The 19,322-nt window shown below is 69.5% G+C and carries 2 protein-coding genes; both read left to right on the plus strand.

The window, feature by feature from the left end; translation table 11 throughout:
- Positions 1-12: 12 nt before the first annotated feature.
- Complete coding sequence (locus AB0H49_RS19305) at positions 13-13,791, plus strand: type I polyketide synthase (protein ID WP_357253203.1); 13,779 nt, start codon at positions 13-15, stop codon at positions 13,789-13,791.
- Positions 13,788-19,304 (plus strand): SDR family NAD(P)-dependent oxidoreductase, encoded by a 5,517-nt coding sequence (locus AB0H49_RS19310; protein WP_357253205.1) that lies wholly within the window; start codon positions 13,788-13,790, stop codon positions 19,302-19,304. The genes AB0H49_RS19305 and AB0H49_RS19310 overlap by 4 nt, the downstream gene beginning before the upstream one ends.
- Positions 19,305-19,322 lie beyond the last annotated feature (18 nt).

Below are 19,322 nucleotides of genomic sequence, written 5' to 3' on the forward strand. Positions count from 1 at the left end.
GGATGTTCAGAGGTGAACGGATCGGCCTTTGCCGTCGCTATCGTTGGCATGTCCTGCAGAATGCCGGGAGCGGCCGATCTCGATAGTTTCTGGCAGCTCCTCAGGGCGGGGCGCGCCGCGATCGGCGCAGCTCCTTCCGTACGCGGGAACATCACCGAGCGGGCCGGATTCGTCGACACCGTAGGGCAGTTCGACGCGGACTTCTTCGGAGTATCGCCCAACGAGGCGCGGGCGATCGATCCGCAGCAACTGTTGGCGCTGGAGTTGAGCTGGGAGGCGCTCGAGGACGCCGGGCTGGCCGCCACGGCGCGCGATGCCCGGCCGTGTGGCGTGTTTTTCGGCTGCACCGGCGGCGATTTCGCCGAAATCGTTGCCTCCCAGGGCAGTCCGGGAGTCAGCCGCCATTCTCTGTGGGGTGTCGGACGCGGCATCATCGCCAACCGCGTCTCGAACTACTTCGGTTTCAGCGGTCCGAGCATGGTCGTCGACAGCGCCCAGGCGTCCTCGCTGGTCGCGGTGCATCTGGCCTGTGAGAGCCTGCGCAGCGGCGAGAGCGACGTGGCCCTGGCCGGTGGCCTGAACCTGATTCTGTCGCCGACGAGCGGTGAACGGATCGAGCAGTTCGGCGCGCAGTCGGCGCTGGGCGCGTGCCACACCTTCGACGCGCGGGCCGACGGGTTCGTGCGCGGCGAAGGCGGTGGCGTGGTGGTGCTGAAACCCCTGGCGCGGGCGATCGCCGACGGCGACCGGATTCACGCCGTGATCCGCGGCAGCGCGGTCAACACCGGCAACGAACGCCGTGTGTTGAGCGCCCCGAGCCGGGACGCGCAGGCGACGGCGATCCGCTCCGCTCTGAATGCGGCCGGCGTCGAGGCGTCGTCGGTGCAGTACGTCGAATTGCACGGCACCGGAACACCCGCCGGTGATCCGGTGGAGGCGGCCGCGCTCGGTGAAACCTACGGCGTGCGCCGGGCGCGGAACGCGCCGCTGGCCGTCGGGTCGGTCAAGACGAATATCGGGCATCTGGAGGGCGCTTCCGGCATCGCGGGCCTGATCAAGACCGTGCTCTCGCTGAGTCACCGAGAACTGGTGGCCAGCTTGAACTTCGAGACGCCGAATCCGCGAATTCCGCTCGACGAACTGGGTTTGCGGGTGGTGACGGGTATCGAGGACTGGCCCGCAACCGATGTGCGCAGGGCAGGTGTGTCCTCGTTCGGTATGGGGGGCTCGAATGCCCACGTGATCCTGGAGGAGGCACCCGCCGTCTTCTCCGCCGCGTCCACTGGCGACGTCGCGGTCGGAGCGGTGCCGTGGGTGGTGTCGGCCCGCAGCGAGGATGGCGTGCGCGCGCAAGCGGCCAGGCTACAAGAGTGGTTGCTCCGTCATCCGGAGCTGGATGTGGTCGACGTGGCGCATTCTCTGCTGACCACCAGAGCCCAACTGGAGTGGCGCGGCAATGTCGTCGGGCGCGATCGACAGGAGTTGCTGACCGGTCTGGCGGTCCTGGCCGACCCGACCGCGCCCGCCGCGGCGATCGAGCCGACCATCGGGCGGGCCGAGCAGCGGCGGGTCGCGTTCGTCTTCCCTGGACAGGGCAGCCAGTGGGAGGGGATGGCGCTCGGGCTGTTGGATTCGGGTGGCGCGTTCGCGGAGTCGATTGCGGAATGCGCGACGGCGCTCGCGCCGTACGTGGACTGGTCGCTGACGGCGGTGCTGCGTCGCGAAGAGGCCGCGCCCTCGCTGGATCGCGTGGATGTCGTGCAGCCGGTGCTCTTCGCGGTGATGGTCTCACTGGCCCGGATGTGGCAGGCGGCGGGCGTGCGGCCGGACGTGGTGATCGGCCATTCCCAGGGCGAGATCGCCGCCGCCTACATCGCCGGTGGACTGTCGCTGTCCGATGCGGCGCGCGTGGTCGCTCTGCGGTCCCGGGCGGTCGCCGATGAGCTGGCCGGACACGGCGGCATGGCTTCGATCGGACTCGGCGCGGACGCGGTCCGGGAACGTTTGTCGGCGTACGGGGATCGGCTGTCGCTGGCGGCGGTGAACGGACCGGCGCAGAGCGTGATAGCCGGTGATGTTCCGGCGATGGAGGAGTTTCTCGCCGACTGTGCTCACGACGGTGTGTGGGCCCGTCGGATTCCGGTCGACTACGCGTCGCATTCGAAGGCGGTCGAGCGGCTCCGTGATCGACTGCTCGCGGAACTGGAGCCGATCCGCCCGCGATCCGGTTCGGTGCCGTTCTTCTCGACGGTATCCGCCGACCGGTTGGATACGGCGGAACTGGACGCCGACTACTGGTATCGGTCGCTGCGGGAACCGGTTCGATTCGCCGATGCTGTCACGGCGCTCATCGGCGACGGCGTCGACGGATTCATCGAGGCGAGTCCGCATCCGGTGCTCACGATGGGCATCGGCGTAACCGCCGAGGCGGCCGGTGCGGCCGAGGACGTATCCGTTGTCGGGTCGTTGCGGCGCGGCGCCGGCGGCCCGGAACAGTTCATGGCGTCGCTGGCACAGGCACATTGCGCCGGTGTTCAGGTGGATCCGCGTGCGCTGGTCGCCGGTGGGGCGCGGGTCGACCTGCCGCCATACGCGTTCCAGCGCAGAAACTTCTGGGCCGGTGCGCCGGTCACTTCCGGTGGGAATCTCGCCGATCTCGCGGTGGCCGAGGAGCAAGTTTCCGAGGGCCGGATTTCCGAGGACGGGGAACGAACCGGAGCCTGGGACAACGGACCGCTGGCACGCAAACTACTGGCCGCTCCCGAATATCAGCGCGACACAGTCGTTCTCGATATCGTTCGCGAGCATGCCGCTGCCGTACTGGGCCACGAGTCGGCCCGATCCGTTCAACCCGACCTGCCGTTCACCGAGTTCGGCTTCGACTCCGTCAGCGGGGTGGAGTTGCGGAACCGGCTGACGCGGGCCACCGGTGTGCCGCTGCCGAAGACGCTCATCTTCGACCATCCGACCGCGACCGCGGTCGCGGCATTGCTCCGGGCACGGGTCACGGGCGCCGATCGTGGGCAGCGGCGGATATCGCGACGGACGACCTCGGACGAACCGATCGCGATCGTCGGCATGAGCGCCCGATTCCCGGGCGGTGTGCGCTCCGCCGAGGATCTGTGGGACCTGGTGGCCGCGGGGCGGGACGCGATCGGCGAATTCCCGACCGACCGCGGCTGGGACCTGGACCGGCTGTTCGACCAGGACCCCGACAAGCCGGGCAAGGTCTACTCGCGCCACGGCGGATTCCTCGGCAGTGCGGGCGATTTCGATCCGGGCTTCTTCGGCATCAGCCCTCGCGAAGCGCTGGCGATGGATCCCCAGCAGCGGCTGTTGCTCGAAACAGCATGGGAGGCCTTGGAGGACGCGGGCATCGACCCGACGTCGTTGCGGGGCAGTGACACCGGCGTCTTCGCCGGCGCCTGCTCGTCGGGATACGCCGGCCGGGTGACCGGTGACCTGGAGGGATTCCGGCTGACCGGCACGTCGCACAGCGTCATCTCGGGTCGTGTCGCGTACGTGTTCGGCCTGGAAGGGGCGGCGGTCACGGTGGATACGGCCTGCTCGTCGTCGCTGGTGGCGTTGCACCTGGCGTGTCAGGCACTGCGCCAGGGCGACAGCTCGCTCGCTCTCGCCGGTGGTGTGACCGTCGCGGCGAGTCCGTACCTGTACGTGGACTTCTCCCGACAGCGCGGCCTGGCGCCGGACGGTCGTTGCAAGGCGTTCTCGGCTGCGGCCGACGGTGTGGCGTGGTCCGAGGGTGCGGGTGTCCTTGTGCTCGAACTCCTTTCGGACGCGCAGCGGCTCGGCCACAACATTCTGGCCGTCGTTCGCGGTAGTGCGGTGAACCAGGACGGCGCGAGCAACGGTCTGACCGCTCCGAACGGCCCGGCGCAGGAGCGGGTGATCGCGCAGGCCCTCGCCAACGCGGGGATCTCGGCGGTCGACGTGGACGCTGTCGAGGCGCACGGGACCGGCACGACGCTGGGCGATCCGATCGAAGCACAGGCGTTGATCGCTGCCTACGGACAGGATCGCGGCGATCGGGAGCCGTTGCGGATCGGTTCGCTGAAATCGAATATCGGCCATGCCGTGGCCGCCGCCGGTGTGGCCGGTGTGATCAAGATGGTGCAGGCGATGCGGCACGAGCGGTTGCCGCGAACGCTGCACGTCGATTCGCCGTCGCCGCACGTGGATTGGGCTTCGGGCGCGGTGCGTCTGCTGACCGAAGACGAACCGTGGACCACCACCGAGCGGGTGCGTCGGGCGGGTGTGTCGTCGTTCGGCATCAGCGGCACCAACGCGCATGTGATCCTCGAAGAAGCGCCTGCCGCCCCGGTAGCGGCGGCCGAGGGCGACATCGCAGACGACGCGGAGCGGCAGTCGAACACCACCGCGCCGCTCATCCCACTGCTGGTGTCGGGTAAGGGCGAGACAGGGCTGCGCGCGCAGGCCGCCCGGTTGCGTGCGTGGTTGTCGGAGCGACCGGAGATCGACGTCCCGGATGCGGCCTACGCGTTGGCGACGGCACGAGCGCAGCTGGATGCGCGCAGTGTGATCCTCGGTCGCGATCGGGACGAGCTGCTCGAGCGGTTGACGAATCTCGCCGAATCGGGGACCGGCGCCGGTGTCGTCGCGGGCGCCATCGGTACGGGGCGGACGGCGTTCTTGTGCACCGGTCAGGGTGCGCAGCGGGTCGGTATGGGCGCCGGGTTGTACGAGGCGTTCCCGGCATTCGCGGACGCCTTGGATTCGGTGTGCGCCCAGTTCGATCCAGTGCTGGAGTGCTCGCTGAAGCAACTCATGTTCAGCGGCGCCACCGACGAAACCGGTGTCACGGTGCTGGATCGGACGGAGTTCACCCAGCCCGCGCTGTTCGCCTTCGAGGTGGCGCTGTATCGCCTGCTGGAGTCGTTCGGCGTCACTCCGGATGTGTTGATCGGCCATTCGATCGGCGAAGTCGCGGCCGCGTACCTCGCGGGCCTGTGGTCGCTCGAGGATGCCTGCCGGTTGGTGGCGGCGCGCGGCCGTCTCATGGGCGCCTTGCCCGAGGGCGGGGCGATGCTGGCCATCGCGGCGTCCGAGACCGAAGTGCGCGATGTCGTCGCCCGGTATCCCGGCCGAGTGTCGATCGCGGCGGTGAACGCACTTGCCGCCCTGGTGATTTCGGGTGACGAGGACGCGGTTGCCGAGATCGAACCGCTGTTCGCCGAGCGCGGCAGGAAGACGTCGCGGTTGCGGGTCAGTCATGCCTTCCACTCGCATCGGATGGATCCGATGCTGGCCGAATTCGAGGCTGTCGCGAAGGAATTGACGTACCACCGGCTGCGCCTGCCCGTGGTGTCGAATGTGTCCGGTCGGCTGGCCGGGGACGAGATGACCGAACCTGCCTACTGGGTACGGCAAGTGCGGGCCGCGGTGCGATTCGCGCCGGGTATCGAGACGTTGCTCGACTCGGGTGTGCGTCGCTTCCTGGAAGTGGGGCCCGACGCGGTGCTGGCGGCGCTGACCCGGCAGACCCTTGCGGAGGGCGCGGAGTCGGTGGTGACCGCGGCCACGCGGCGGGATCACGATGAGCCCCAACAGTTCCTGACCATGTTGGCGCACGCTCATACGGCCGGTGTGCGGGTGGATTGGACGCCACTGTTCGGTCGCCGCGCGATGCGGCGAGTTCCGCTGCCCACGTACGCCTTCCAACATCAGCGATTCTGGCTGCCGCCGCGTCCCGAAGCCACCGTCGACGATCTCGGCCACCCGTTGCTGACCGGTGTGGTGCCGGTGGCCGGTAAGGACGAGTACGTTTTCACCGGCCGGTTCTCGCTGCCGACCGACCCGTGGGTCGCCGACCACATGACCTACGGCACCGTGGTGCTGCCGAGCGCGACCCTCGTCGAGTTCCTGCTGGTAGCGGGCAGCAGAATAGGTTGCGGCGTCGTCGAGGAGCTGACCCTGGAGGCTCCGATCCTCCCGTCGGAGGACGACGAGGTCGAACTCCAGGTGTCGGTGCGGGAGCCGGACCGGACCGGGCGGCGGCAATTCAGTTTCTATTTCCGCAAGTCGGGTCGCCGAGCGGGCGAGTGGGTGCGCAACGCCAGCGGTGTACTGGCTCCTTCCTGGGACGGCGACGACGCTCTGCTGGACCGGCTGCGGAACGAGTCATGGCCGCCGGTCGACGCCGAAACACTCGACACCGCATGGATTCCCGAGCGGATCGCCACGGGATCCGGACTCGAATACGGTCCGGCGTTCCTCGGTGTCGACGCCGCATGGGAGCGGGATGGGGCCGTCTTCTCCGAGATCACCCTGGACACCGCGGCCGCGCCCGAACCGGAGCGGTTCGATCTGCATCCCGCTCTGCTCGACCTGGTGATGCACGCCGGGCTGGCCGGGCTCGTCTGGCGCGATCAAGACAGCGATCCGAACACCGGCCGGTTGCTGTTCCGTTGGGGCGGGGCGCGACTGCACCGGCCGTTGGTCAAGGCGACGACGCTGCGAGTCATCGCCACGACGACCGGCCCGGAAACGATCTCCGTCGCGACCGTGGATGATTCGGGACGGCCCGTCGTCTCCGTCGACGCGGTCGTCATGCGGCCGTACGACGTGAAGCAGATGCGCGGCACCCTTGCCGGGGATGACGCCGACCTCTACGAGATCCAATGGACGCCCGCGGCGGTGGCGACGCCGAGTGTGCCCGCGGACCGGATCGCCGTACTCGGTTCGGCGCCGGTCGCCGGAATCGAGGCCAGCTATTCGAACCCCGCAGAACTCGCTGCGGCACAGGCGCTTCCGGACGTCGTGCTCTGGCAGACGGAGGTCGGCGCCGCGGCCGACGATCCAGCGGCCGTTCGCGGACACCTGGAGACGGTGTTGGCGACGGTGCAGGCCTGGCTGGCCGAAGATCGTCTGGCCGACACTCGCCTGGTCGTGCTGACCACGAGCGGCGCCGGGCTGCCCGGCGAGACACCGGATCTCGCCGCGGCGGCCGTCCGGGGTCTGATGCGCAGCGCGCAATCCGAATACCCGGGCCGATTCGTCCTCCTCGACGCCGACCCGTCGGCCGCCGTGCCCATGGCCGACCCGACGCTGGTCGCCGCGGTGATCGCGGCGGGCGAAGAGCAGGCCGCGGTGCGCGCCGGATCGCTACTCGTGCCCAGACTGGTGCGAGCGCGCGCCGCGGACGAAGCCGAGCCGCCGCCATTCGGCGACGGCACCGTACTGATCACCGGCGGTACCGGCGGCCTCGGCGCACTCGTGGCTCGTCACCTGGTCTCCGCACACGGAGTTCGCCGTCTGCTACTGGTCTCCAGGCGAGGTGAAACCGCGGATGGTGCAACGGAACTGGTGTCCACGCTGTCGGAAGCGGGCGCTGCTGTCCGGGTAGCGGCCTGCGATGTGGGCGATCGCGAAGCCCTCCGTGCACTCCTGGGTTCGATCGATGCCGATCATCCGCTGACCCGCGTAGTACACGCGGCGGGCGTCCTCGACGACGGCACCCTCGCGGGCCTGACCGCCGAGCAACTGCGGCGCGTGTTCGACTCGAAGGCCGCGGCCGCATGGCATCTGCACGAGCTCACTCGCGATCGTGACTTGTCGGCCTTCGTGCTGTTCTCGTCCGTCGCGGCGACGATCGGTACGGCGGGACAGGGCAACTACGCCGCGGCCAACGCGTTCCTCGACGCGCTGGCACACCGCCGCCGAGCCGAAGGGCTGTCCGCGATATCGCTGGCGTGGGGGCCCTGGAATTCGGCTGCCGGTATGACCGGCGCTTTGGACCGCAGCGCCGTCGCCCGCTGGGAAAGGCTCGGTCTCCATCCCCTCGCCAACGACGAAGGTCTCCGCCTGTTCGATGCGGCGACCAGCCGCGCCACCGCGCACGTGGCAGCGATCGGGTTCGACCCGGCGGAGCTGCGGCGCGAAGCGCGCGACGGTGCGGTGCCCACGGTGCTCCGCGGGTTCCTGCCCCGCACAACGGACCGGCCCGCGGCGGCGTCGAGTTCGCTGGGTACCCGGCTGAGCGGGGTACCGGAAGCCAAACGCGCCGAAGTGGTGCTCGACGTGGTCCGGGAGCACGCGGCAGCCGTGCTCGGTCATGGTTCCGCCGAAGATATTGGTCCCGACCAGCGATTCGACGCATTGGGATTCGACTCGCTCGGCGGCGTCGAGTTCCGCAACCGCCTGTCCAAGGCCACCGGTGTCCAGCTGCCGTCCACGCTGGTCTTCGATCACCCCACCGCCGCGGCGGTCGCCACCCTCTTGCACGCCAAGATCGCGGGAACGGAGTCCGATTCCAGGACGACCCGGGTGTCGCGTCGCGTCCGCGTGGACGAGCCCATCGCGATCGTCGGCATGAGCTGCCGGTTCCCCGGCGGCGTCCGAACCCCGGAGCAGTTGTGGGATCTGGTGCGCTCGGGTACCGATGCCACCACGGAGTTCCCGAACGATCGCGGCTGGGATCTCGAGCGGCTGATCGACCAGGACCCGGACAAGCCGGGGACGGTCTACAGCCGCGGCGGTGGATTCCTCGATGACGCTGCTGATTTCGACGCCGGATTCTTCGGGATCAGCCCACGCGAGGCCCTGGCGATGGATCCGCAGCAGCGGTTGCTGCTGGAAGCGTCCTGGGAGGCATTGGAGCGATCCGGAATCGACCCGGTCACGTTGCGCGGCAGCGATACCGGCGTGTTCGCGGGCGCGTGCGCCTCGGGGTATGTCGACCGCGTCACCGGCGACCTCGAGGGATACCGGCTGACCGGCACCACCCACAGCGTCGTCTCCGGCCGCGTCGCCTACGCGTTCGGCCTGGAGGGGCCAGCGGTCACGATCGATACCGCATGCTCGTCGTCATTGGTGGCCTTGCACCTGGCGTGTCAGGCGTTGCGTCAGGGCGAGACGTCGCTGGCCTTGGCGGGCGGCGTCACCGTGGCGGCGACCCCTTATCTTTCCGTGGATTTCGCGCGGCAACGGGGCCTGTCGCCGGATGGCCGGTGCAAGGCGTTCTCCGCCGCGGCCGACGGTGTGGCCTTCGCCGAAGGCGTGGGCGTCCTGGTCTTGGAGCGACTGTCCGACGCGCAGCGGCTGGGCCACGACATCCTGGCCGTCGTCCGGGGCAGCGCGGTGAATCAGGACGGTGCCAGCAATGGCCTGACAGCGCCGAACGGCCCGTCGCAGGAGCGCGTGATCGCGCAGGCCCTCGCGAATGCCGGGCTCACGCCCGCCGACGTGGACGCGGTGGAAGCGCACGGGACCGGCACTCCCCTGGGGGATCCCATCGAAGCCAACGCGTTGATCGCCGCATACGGGCAGGAGCGTGGGGATCGGGAGCCGCTGCGCATCGGATCGATCAAATCGAATATCGGTCACACCGTCGCGGCGGCCGGTGTCGGCGGCGTGATCAAGATGGTGCAGGCGCTGCGACACGAAACCCTGCCTCCGACCCTGCACGCGGAAACGCCGTCCCCGCATGTGGATTGGTCGTCCGGCGCGGTGCGTCTGCTGAACCGGCCGGAGCCATGGCGCTCAGGGGGGACGGTCCGTCGAGCCGGAGTGTCGTCGTTCGGAGTCAGCGGCACCAACGCGCACGCGATCATCGAGGAGGCGCCCGCCCCGCGGTCCGTCGTCTCGCCACCGGCTATCGACCACGCTCCGACGGCGGCGCCGTGGCTGGTGTCGGCCAAGACCGAGACCGCCCTGCGGGCACAGGCGGCGAACCTCCAGCAGTGGCTGATCGATCACCCCGATGCCGATCCGGCGGATGTGGCGTATTCGCTGGTAACGACACGCGCGCAGCACGAGTGGCGGGCAGCGGTCCTCGGCTCCGATCGCGACGAACTGCTGGCGCGGCTGGCGACGCTCGCCACCGGAACTTCCTCGGCCGGAGTGGTTTCCGGCACGGTGGGCTCCGGCAAGACAGCCTTCCTGTTCACCGGTCAGGGCGCGCAGCGGGTGGGTATGGGCGCAGGTCTCGCCAAGGCCTTCCCGGTATTCGCCGCCGCGCTGGACGAGGTGTGCGCCCAGTTCGATCCGCTGCTGGGCTGCTCGCTGAAGCAGGCGATGGTCACCGGGCACCTGATCGACGACGAAGGAGTCGCCGCGGAGCCCGGGATTCTGGATCGGACACGCTTGACCCAGCCCGCGCTCTTCGCGTTCGAAGTGGCGCTGTCTCGGCTGCTGGAGTCGTTCGGACTGGTCCCGGACATGGTGCTCGGGCATTCGATCGGTGAACTGGCCGCGGCCTATGTGGCCGGTGTCTGGTCGCTGGAGGATGCCTGCGCGCTGGTCGCGGCACGAGGGCGGCTGATGGATGCGCTGCCCTCCGGCGGCGCGATGCTCGCGGTCGCCGCGTCCGAGCCGGAAATCAGCGCGGCGATCGCCGGATTCGGCGAACGTGTGTCGGTGGCAGCGGTGAATGCGCCTGCGTCCGTGGTGGTCTCGGGTGACGAGGACGCCATCGACGAGATCGATCGGCAGTTCACCGAGCGGGGCCGCAAGACCAGCCGACTGCGGGTGTCGCATGCGTTCCATTCCCCGCGGATGGAGCCCATGCTGGCCGAGTTCGAGTCCGTGGCGGCGCGAGTGACCTTCAACGCCCCGCGTATCCCCCTGGTGTCGAACGTCTCCGGACGGATCGCGGGAGACGAGATCCTGGATCCGGGGTACTGGGTGTCGCAGGTGCGCGCCGCGGTGCGTTTCGCGCCCGGCGTCGAGACGCTGTCGGCGTCGGGCGTGCGCCGGTTCCTCGAAGTCGGACCCGACGCGGTGCTGGCGGCGATGACGCGGCACACGCTGTCCGCGGAGGACGAGGCTCGATCGGTGGTCGCCGCGGCGGCCCGCCGGGATCACGACGAGGTCGAGCAGTTCCTGACGCTGCTCGGCCACGCGCACACCGCCGGGCTGGCCGTCGACTGGAATCCGCTGTTCGACACCCGCCGGGTGTCACGAATCGCTCTGCCCACCTACGCCTTCGAACATCGGCGATACTGGCTCGAACCCAGTCTCGAGGAGACCCGGAACGCGACCTCGGAACACCCGCTGCTCACCGACGTGGTGCGCGTGGCCGATCGCGACGAGTGGCTGTTCACGGGGCGGCTCTCGCTGCGCACCCATCCATGGATCGCCGACCACACCACCTACGGCGTTGTGCTCGTCCCGAGTGCCGCGCTCATGGAGATGCTGCTGGTAGCGGGTCCGCGGATCGGCTGCGGCGCCGTGGAGGAGCTCATCCTGGAGGCGCCGATCCTGCCGCCGGCGGAGGGCGACGTCGAACTCCAGGTTTTGGTGCGCGAATCCGATCCTGCGGGACGTCGACCGTTCACGTTCCACTACCGCCGCACCGGCGACGCGGCCGACGGCGAGTGGACGCGCAACGCCAGCGGCGTGCTGAGCAGCCGAGAGCTGGTCGACATCGGACTGATGGACATGCTGCGCGAGGCGCCGTGGCCGCCCGTCGACGCCGAACCGGTCGATACCGACTGGATTCCGGCCCAGGTGGCGCGTGCAGCCGGACTGGAATACGGTGCCTCGTTCCTCGGCGTCGACGCCGCGTGGCGCAGTGGTGACACGGTCTTTTCCGAGGTCACCTTGAATCCGGAATTCCCAGCTGAACGGTTCCAACTGCATCCGGCGCTGTTCGACATGGTGATGCATGCGGGTATCGCCTGTTTGATCTGGCCCGACCACAAGGGCGATCCCGCCGAGGGCAAACTCCTGTTCCGTTGGGGCGGAACGCGAATCCACACCACGTCCACGGTAAGGACGTTGCGGGTGATGGCGATCCGGCGCGGCGGTGAGGCGATCACCGTCGTGGCCGTAGACCAGGACGGAAGTCCGGTGGTCACCATCGACGAAGCGGTCATGCGTTCCTACGACGTCCAGCAGTTCCGCGCCACCTTGCCGGGCGGACGCGCGGCACGGTACGGGTTGCGCTGGGCGACGGTGGAGATGCCCGACGGACGCACCTCGACCGGAAGCGCAGCCGTGCTCGGAGCCGCGCACGTCGACGGAATCGACGAGCGGTATCCGGATCTGGCCGCGCTCGCCTCGGCTTCGACCGTTCCGGACGTCGTGGTCTGGTCCGAAGGCGCTGCACGACAAGGTGATTCGAAGGGGCCCGCGCGCGATCGGGTCAACGCCGCGTTGCGCACGGTACGAGACTGGTTGGCCGACGAGCGATTCGCACGGTCACGGCTGGTCGTGCTGACCAGCCGTGCGGCATCCTTGCCCGAGGAGACGCCGGATACCGCATCGGCTGCGGTGTGGGGGCTGATACGGAGCGCTCAGACCGAATACCCGGAGCGGATAGTCCTGCTCGACACCGGTGAATCGACCGGTGCACAACCGCTTTCGTCAGATTCGATCCGAGCCGTGCTGGAGACCGGCGAGCCGCAGGTGGCAGTGCGGGACGACCGCGTCCTGATACCGCGACTGGAGGCACTGACCTCGAGAGATGTCACAGAGCCAGTGTCGTTCGGCCCCGGAACCGTTCTGATCACCGGCGGGACCGGCGGATTGGGCGCGCTGCTGGCCAGGCACCTGGTCACCGCACACGGTGTGCGGCGACTGCTGCTGGTCTCCCGCCGTGGCGAGCGTGCCGACGGTGCGACGGAACTCGTGGCGGAACTGTCCCGATCCGGCGCCGAGGTACGGATCGCCGCCTGCGATGTGGCCGACCGCGACGCGCTCCGCGATCTGCTGTCCGACCTGCCCGCGGAGCGCCCGCTCACCGGTGTCGTCCACACGGCGGGCGTGCTCGACGACGGCACGTTCCATACACTCACCGAGGACCAGGTCGATCGGGTGTTCGCGGCCAAAGCCGATGCGGCGTGGCATCTGCACGAGCTCACCCGGGACATGAATCTGTCGGCGTTCGTGATGTTCTCCTCGATCGCCGGAATGATCGGTTCGGCCGGGCAGGCGAATTACGCTGCCGCGAACAGCTTCCTGGATGCCCTCGCGAGACAACGCCGCGCCGCGGGACTTCCGGCACTCGCACTCGCCTGGGGTCCGTGGCAGCAGGACATCGGCATGACCGGCGCGTTGGATCGCACCGCCATGAGACGGTTGGAGCGTCTGGGCCTGGCTCCGCTGGACCGCGCCGACGGCCTGCGGTTGTTCGACGAATCGCTGACCACGGCCGAACCGGTGCCGGCGCTGTTGCAGCTGGATACCGACAAACTGCGCATGGAAGCGCACACCGATCCGATTCCGGCGGTGCTGCGTGGGTTCGTTCGCGCCCGCGGCCGGTCGGCCCCGGCATCGAGTGCTGAACCGTCGCTCGGGGAGCGGCTGAACGGTGTGGCGGAGGCGAAGCGACGCGGGATCGTCCTGGACCTGGTGCGCGAACACGTCGCGGCGGTACTGGGTTACGGGTCGGCCGACGACATCGGACCCGATCGCGGCTTCAGCGAACTCGGCTTCGATTCCCTCGGCGGAGTCGAATTCCGGAACCGGCTCTCGAAAGTGACCGGGCTCTCGCTGCCCTCGACCTTGGTCTTCGACTACCCGACCGCGGGAGAGGTCGCCGACTACCTGCTGTCGCAGACCGTGGTGACGACACCCGCGCAACCGACGCCTGTGGCGTCCGACGACATAGCACGGCTCGAGGCCCTGCTCGAGCGGATCATCGCCGATGGCGGTGACAACGACGAGACCGTCGCCGGATTGCGGGGCGTCAACGAGCGCCTGCGCACCTATCTGGCAGGCACGTGGTCGGACGGTGAGTTCGACGACCTCGAATTCAGTTCCGACAGCGAGCTCATGGACCTTATCGACGAGGAGTTCGGCCCAGCATGACCAACCCCGGCACCAGCAACGAGGAACGGCTCAGCCGGTATCTGCGCAAGCTCACCGGAGACCTCCGCGCCGCCAAGAAGCACATCCAGCACCTCGAGGACCGGGCCGGCGAACCGATCGCGATCGTCGGCATGAGCTGCCGTTATCCGGGTGGCGTCGAAACTCCGGCACAACTGTGGGACGTGGTCGCCTCCGGCGCCGACGCCGTCGGCCCCTTTCCGGCCGACAGGGGCTGGGATCTGGAGCGGCTGTTCGACACCGATCCGGACACGCCCGGAACCGTCTACACCCGCGAAGGCGGATTCCTGAACGCCGCAGGCGATTTCGATGCCGGCTTCTTCGGTATCGGCCCGAGTGCGGCCCTGGCGATGGACCCGCAGCAACGGCTGTTCCTGGAAACGGCCTGGGAGGCGCTGGAGGACGCCGGTATCGATCCGGTGACACTGCGCGGCAGCGACACCGGAGTGTTCGCCGGCGTGATCCACCAGGACTACGGCCCGCGCGTCGGTTCGCCCGGCCTCACCGCCGAGGCGGAAGGCCATGCCTACCTGGGTGTTTCGAACAGTGTCCTGTCCGGGCGGGTGGCCTTCACCTTCGGTTTCAAGGGCCCGGCGCTGTCGGTGGACACCGCGTGCTCGTCGTCGCTGGTCGCCCTGCACCTGGCCTGCCACGCGCTGCGACAGGGCGACACCTCGCTGGCACTGGTCGGCGGCGTCACCGTGATGTCGGATCCGGCCCTGTTGATCGCGTTCGGACGCCAGCACGCGCTGTCCCCGGACGCGCGGTGCAAGGCCTTCGCGGCGGCGGCGAACGGGACGGGCTTCTCCGAGGGCCTCGGCATGCTCGCGATCGAGCGCCTGTCCGATGCGCGCAGGCACGGCCACCGGGTGCTCGCGGTCATCCGCGGCAGCGCGGTCAACCAGGACGGCGCCAGCAACCGGCTGACCGCGCCGAACGGTCCGTCGCAGGAGAAGGTGATCGCGCAGGCGCTCGCCAATGCCGGTCTCACCCCGGCCGACGTCGATGCGGTCGAAGCACACGGCACCGGTACCACCCTCGGCGACCCGATCGAGGCGCAGGCGCTGATCGCCGCCTACGGACGCGATCGCGCCGGAGAACCGCTGCGGATCGGCTCGCTCAAGTCGAACATCGGCCACACCTCGGCCGCGGCCGGTGTCGGCGGCGTGATCAAGATGGTGCAGGCGATGCGCCACGACCTGCTGCCCGCGACACTGCACGTCGATGCGCCGACCCCGCATGTGGACTGGTCCGCGGGCTCGGTGCGGCTGCTCACCACGGCGGAACCCTGGCCAGCGGGGGAGCGAGTCCGGCGCGCCGGTGTGTCCTCCTTCGGCGCCAGTGGCACGAACGCGCACGTGATTCTGGAGGAAGCCCCTGCTCTGGAGGATGCTTCCACCGAGACGACGGGCGAGGCGCCCGATCAGGGTGCGAAAGCCGTGGCGGCGGGAATCTGCACCTGGCTGCTCTCGGCGAAGACCGAGGACGGCCTGCGCGCGCAGGCGGCCAAGCTGCGCCAGTTCGCGATCGAGCACCCCGACGTGGCGGTCGACGATATCGGCTATTCGCTCCTGACCACGCGCGCCCGCTTGGACTGGCGGGGCGCGGTGGTCGCGGGCGATCGCGACACACTGCTGGCAGGCCTGGCGGCGCTCGCGGAGCACGGCGCGGCGTGCACGGCCGCCGGTGTGGCGGCAGCACAGGCGATGTCGCGCAAAACCGCTTTTCTGTGCACCGGGCAAGGTGCTCAGCGGGCCGGTATGGGACGTGAACTCTACGAAGCGTTTCCGGTGTTCGCCGCGGCGCTGGACGAGGTGTGTGAACAGTTCGATGCACTGCTGGGCGTTTCGCTGCGGCAGGTGATGTTCACCGGCGGCGGGCCGGACGACGACGGCCTGCTGGATCGAACGGATTTCACCCAGCCCGCCCTGTTCGCCTACGAGGTCGCGCTGTTCAGGCTGCTGGATTCGTTCGGCGTCACACCGGATTACCTGATCGGACATTCGATCGGCGAGCTGGCCGCCGCGTACCTCGCCGGTGTCTGGACGCTTCCGGACGCGTGTCGGCTGGTCGCGGCGCGGGGCCGCCTGATGGGCCTGCTGCCCGAAGGCGGAGCGATGCTGGCCGTCGCGGCGAGCGAACACGAAGTCTCCGAGGCACTCGCCGGTCGGGCCGACCGGGTGTCCCTCGCCGCGGTGAACGCGCCGCAGGCCGTGGTGGTGTCCGGTGACGAGGACGCGGTGGCGGCGATCGAGCAGCAGTTCGCCGACCGCGGGCGAAAGACCTCCCGGCTGCGGGTGTCGCACGCGTTCCATTCCCACCGGATGGACCCGATGCTGGCCGAGTTCACCGCTGTCGCACGGGATATCGGCTACCGCCGCCCGCAGCTGCCGCTGGTGTCGAATCTGTCCGGGCGGATCGCGGGCGACGAAGTGCTCGATCCGGCCTACTGGGTCCGGCAGGTGCGCTCGGCCGTGCGCTTCGCGACCGGGATCGAGTCGCTGGCGGCCGCCGGGGTGCGCCGATTCCTCGAAGTCGGTCCGGACGCCGTCCTGGCGGCCATGACCAGGCAGAGCCTGCCGGAGGATCTCGAAGCGGAGTCGTCGGTGATCGCCGCCGCCCGCCGCGGGCACGGCGAGGTCGCGCAGTTCGTGACCGGTCTGGCGCGGGCGCATGCGGCCGGCGTCGAGGTCGACTGGCGGGTGTTCTTCGCCGCCCGCCCCGTTTCGCGAGTGTCGTTGCCCACTTATGCCTTCCAGCGTCGCCGCTACTGGCTCGAGACGACACCGGGCATCGCGGCCGCCGATTCCCTGGGGCTGCGAGTGGTGGCTCACCCCATGCTGGACGCGGCCGTGCCGATGGCAGCCGGTGGTGTCGTGCTGACCGGGCACCTGTCCGCGCTGTCGCAGCCGTGGCTGGCCGACCACGTCATCGGCGGGGTCATGTTGCTGCCAGGGACCGGGTTCGTGGAGTTGGCGTTGCGTGCCGGTCGGGAAGCCGGGTGCCCGGTGATCGAGGAGTTGATGCTGCGGGCGCCGCTGGTGTTCCCCGCGTCGGGCGGGGTGCGGATTCAGGTCGTCGTCGGCGGACCCGAGCCGGAGTCGGCGCAGCGGTCGCTCTCGATCTATTCCCGCGGTGCGCACGACCACGACGGCCAGTGGGAACTGCACGCGCATGGACTGCTGACCAGCCGAGACGACACGGCTGTGCCCGAACCGGAGGCCTGGCCGCCTGCCGCGGCGAGCGCTGTCGAGATCGATTACACGAAGTTCTTGTCGCGCGGCTACGACCTGGGACCGGCCTTCCAGGGTGTGCGGGCGCTGTGGCGCCGTGGCGACGAGGTGTTCGCCGAGATCGCCGTCGACGCGGACACCGGCGTGCACAGTGCGGGATTCGGCATCCATCCGGCGTTGCTGGACGCGACCCTGCAGTCGGGACTGCTGGCCGGTGTGCAGGAGGTACCGCCCGGTCAGGTCGTCTTGCCGTTCGGGTGGCAGTCGGTGGCGCTGTACGCGGCCGAGGCCTCGGTGCTGCGGGTGCGGCTGACCGTGACCGGTTCGTCGGTGTCGGTGTCGATGACCGACGGGCACGGGCAACCGGTGCTGTCGGGCGAGATGACGACTCGTTCGACCCCGGTGGCGCGACTGGCCGCGACCGCTGCGGCCGCTCCGGTCCTGGAGCTGGTGTGGTCGCCGACCGAATCCGAGTTGCCCGTGGTGGAGTCGGAAGTGGGCCGGTGGGATCGGCTGGGACCGGACTCGCCGGTGCCCCCGCTGGTCGTGGTCGAGGCCGGGTCCGGCTGGACCGAGCACACCGGCGCCGATCCGGTGACCACGACCCACGCCGAAGTCGCCCGGATGCTCGAGGTGGTGCAGGCGTGGCTGGGGCAGGACCGGTTCGCGTCGAGTCGGCTGGTGGTCGCGACGCGCGGCGCGGTCGCCCTGCCCGGTGAGGATGTCACGGATCTCGCGGGTGCCGCGGTGTGGGGTTTGGTGCGGAGCGCGCAGTCGGAGGACCCGGGCCGAATCCATTTGGTCGACACGGACACTCGTATCGATGAGCGGCTCGGTGCGCTGGCCGCGGCCGAACCACAGGTGGTGGTGCGCGCCGGTGTCGTCCACACCGCGCGGCTCACCCGGCCCGCGACCGCCTCGGCCGCCGCCGACGCCTTCGGCACGGGAACGGTGCTGATCACCGGTGGCACCGGTGGTTTGGGTGCGGTGGTCGCCCGGCACTTGGTCGTCGAGCACGGCGTGCGGTCGTTGCTGCTGGTCAGCCGCCGTGGCCCGCGAGCAGACGGTATCGCGGCTCTGTCCGGCGAGTTGGAGCGACTGGGTGCGCGGGTGCGGGTGGAGGCGTGTGACGTCACCGATCCCGGCGCGGTGCGGCGTTTGGTGGCCGAGGTGTCCGAGCCGTGGCCGTTGACCGGGGTGATCCATGCAGCGGGCGTCCTCGACGACGGGGTCGTCGCGGCGTTGACCGCCGACCGGATGGATGCGGTCCTGGCGCCGAAGGCCGACGCCGCCTGGTATCTGCACGAGGCGACCGCGGATCTGAATCTTGCCGCGTTCGTGGTGTTCTCGTCGGTGTCCGGCACGATCGGCGGCCCCGGGCAGGCCAACTACGCGGCGGCGAACACCTTCGTCGACGGTCTGGTGGCCCATCGGCGTGCACGCGGGCTTGCCGGTCGGTCGCTGGCCTGGGGTCCGTGGGCACGCTCCAGCGGTATGACCGGACACCTGACCGATGCCGATGCGGCCCGGATGACGCGCACCGGATTCACCGCTTTGTCGGACGAGCAGGCTTTGGCGGCGTGGGATTCGGTGCTCGAAACGGGTTCGGGCCACGCGGTGATCGCCGGCGTGGACACCTCCGCGATCCGCGCCAAGGCCGAGGCCGGACTGCTGCCGCCTCTGCTCCGCGAACTGGTACCGCGGGCGGTCACCCGTCCGGCGGCGACCTCGATGGTGATATCCGGTCTGCGACAACGGCTCGCCGGCCTGGACGCCGATCGGCAGCGGCAGGTCGTGCTCGATGCCGTCCGTGCGCACGTGACGGCCGTACTCGGCCGGGACGCCGTGTCCGCCCTCGATGCCGACCGCAGCACCTTCCAGGATCTGGGATTCGATTCACTGGGTGCGGTCGAGCTGCGCAACCGGCTCAAAGCGGATACCGGCCTGGCGCTGGCGGCCACCGTCGTTTTCGACTACCCCACACCCGCCGCGCTGGCCGAGCATCTTCGCGAACAACTCTCGGACGGGCCAGGGGAAAAACCGGCTCGCTCGATCGACGCGATATTCGAGGATTTGGAATCCGCCCTCGCGACCGGAAATCGGGGCGAAGAGGAAAAGGTCCGGATCGCGGTTCGGTTGCAGTCCATCGCGGCCAGTTGGGCAGCGCGAATCGACACCGCCGGTGTCCACCGCGACGCCGATGTGGAAGACGCCGACGCAGCAGAGCTTTTCGCGATTCTCGACAGCGAACTAGAAGCCTGAGCACTGAATTCCTCGAGC

This window comes from Nocardia sp. NPDC050713 (assembly GCF_040654315.1).
Lineage (GTDB): Bacteria > Actinomycetota > Actinomycetes > Mycobacteriales > Mycobacteriaceae > Nocardia.

Coding starts and splice junctions, on each gene's coding strand:
- AB0H49_RS19310 (WP_357253205.1), top strand. CDS start 13,788: ATGACCAACCCCGGCACCAGCAACGAGGAACGGCTCAGCCGGTATCTG.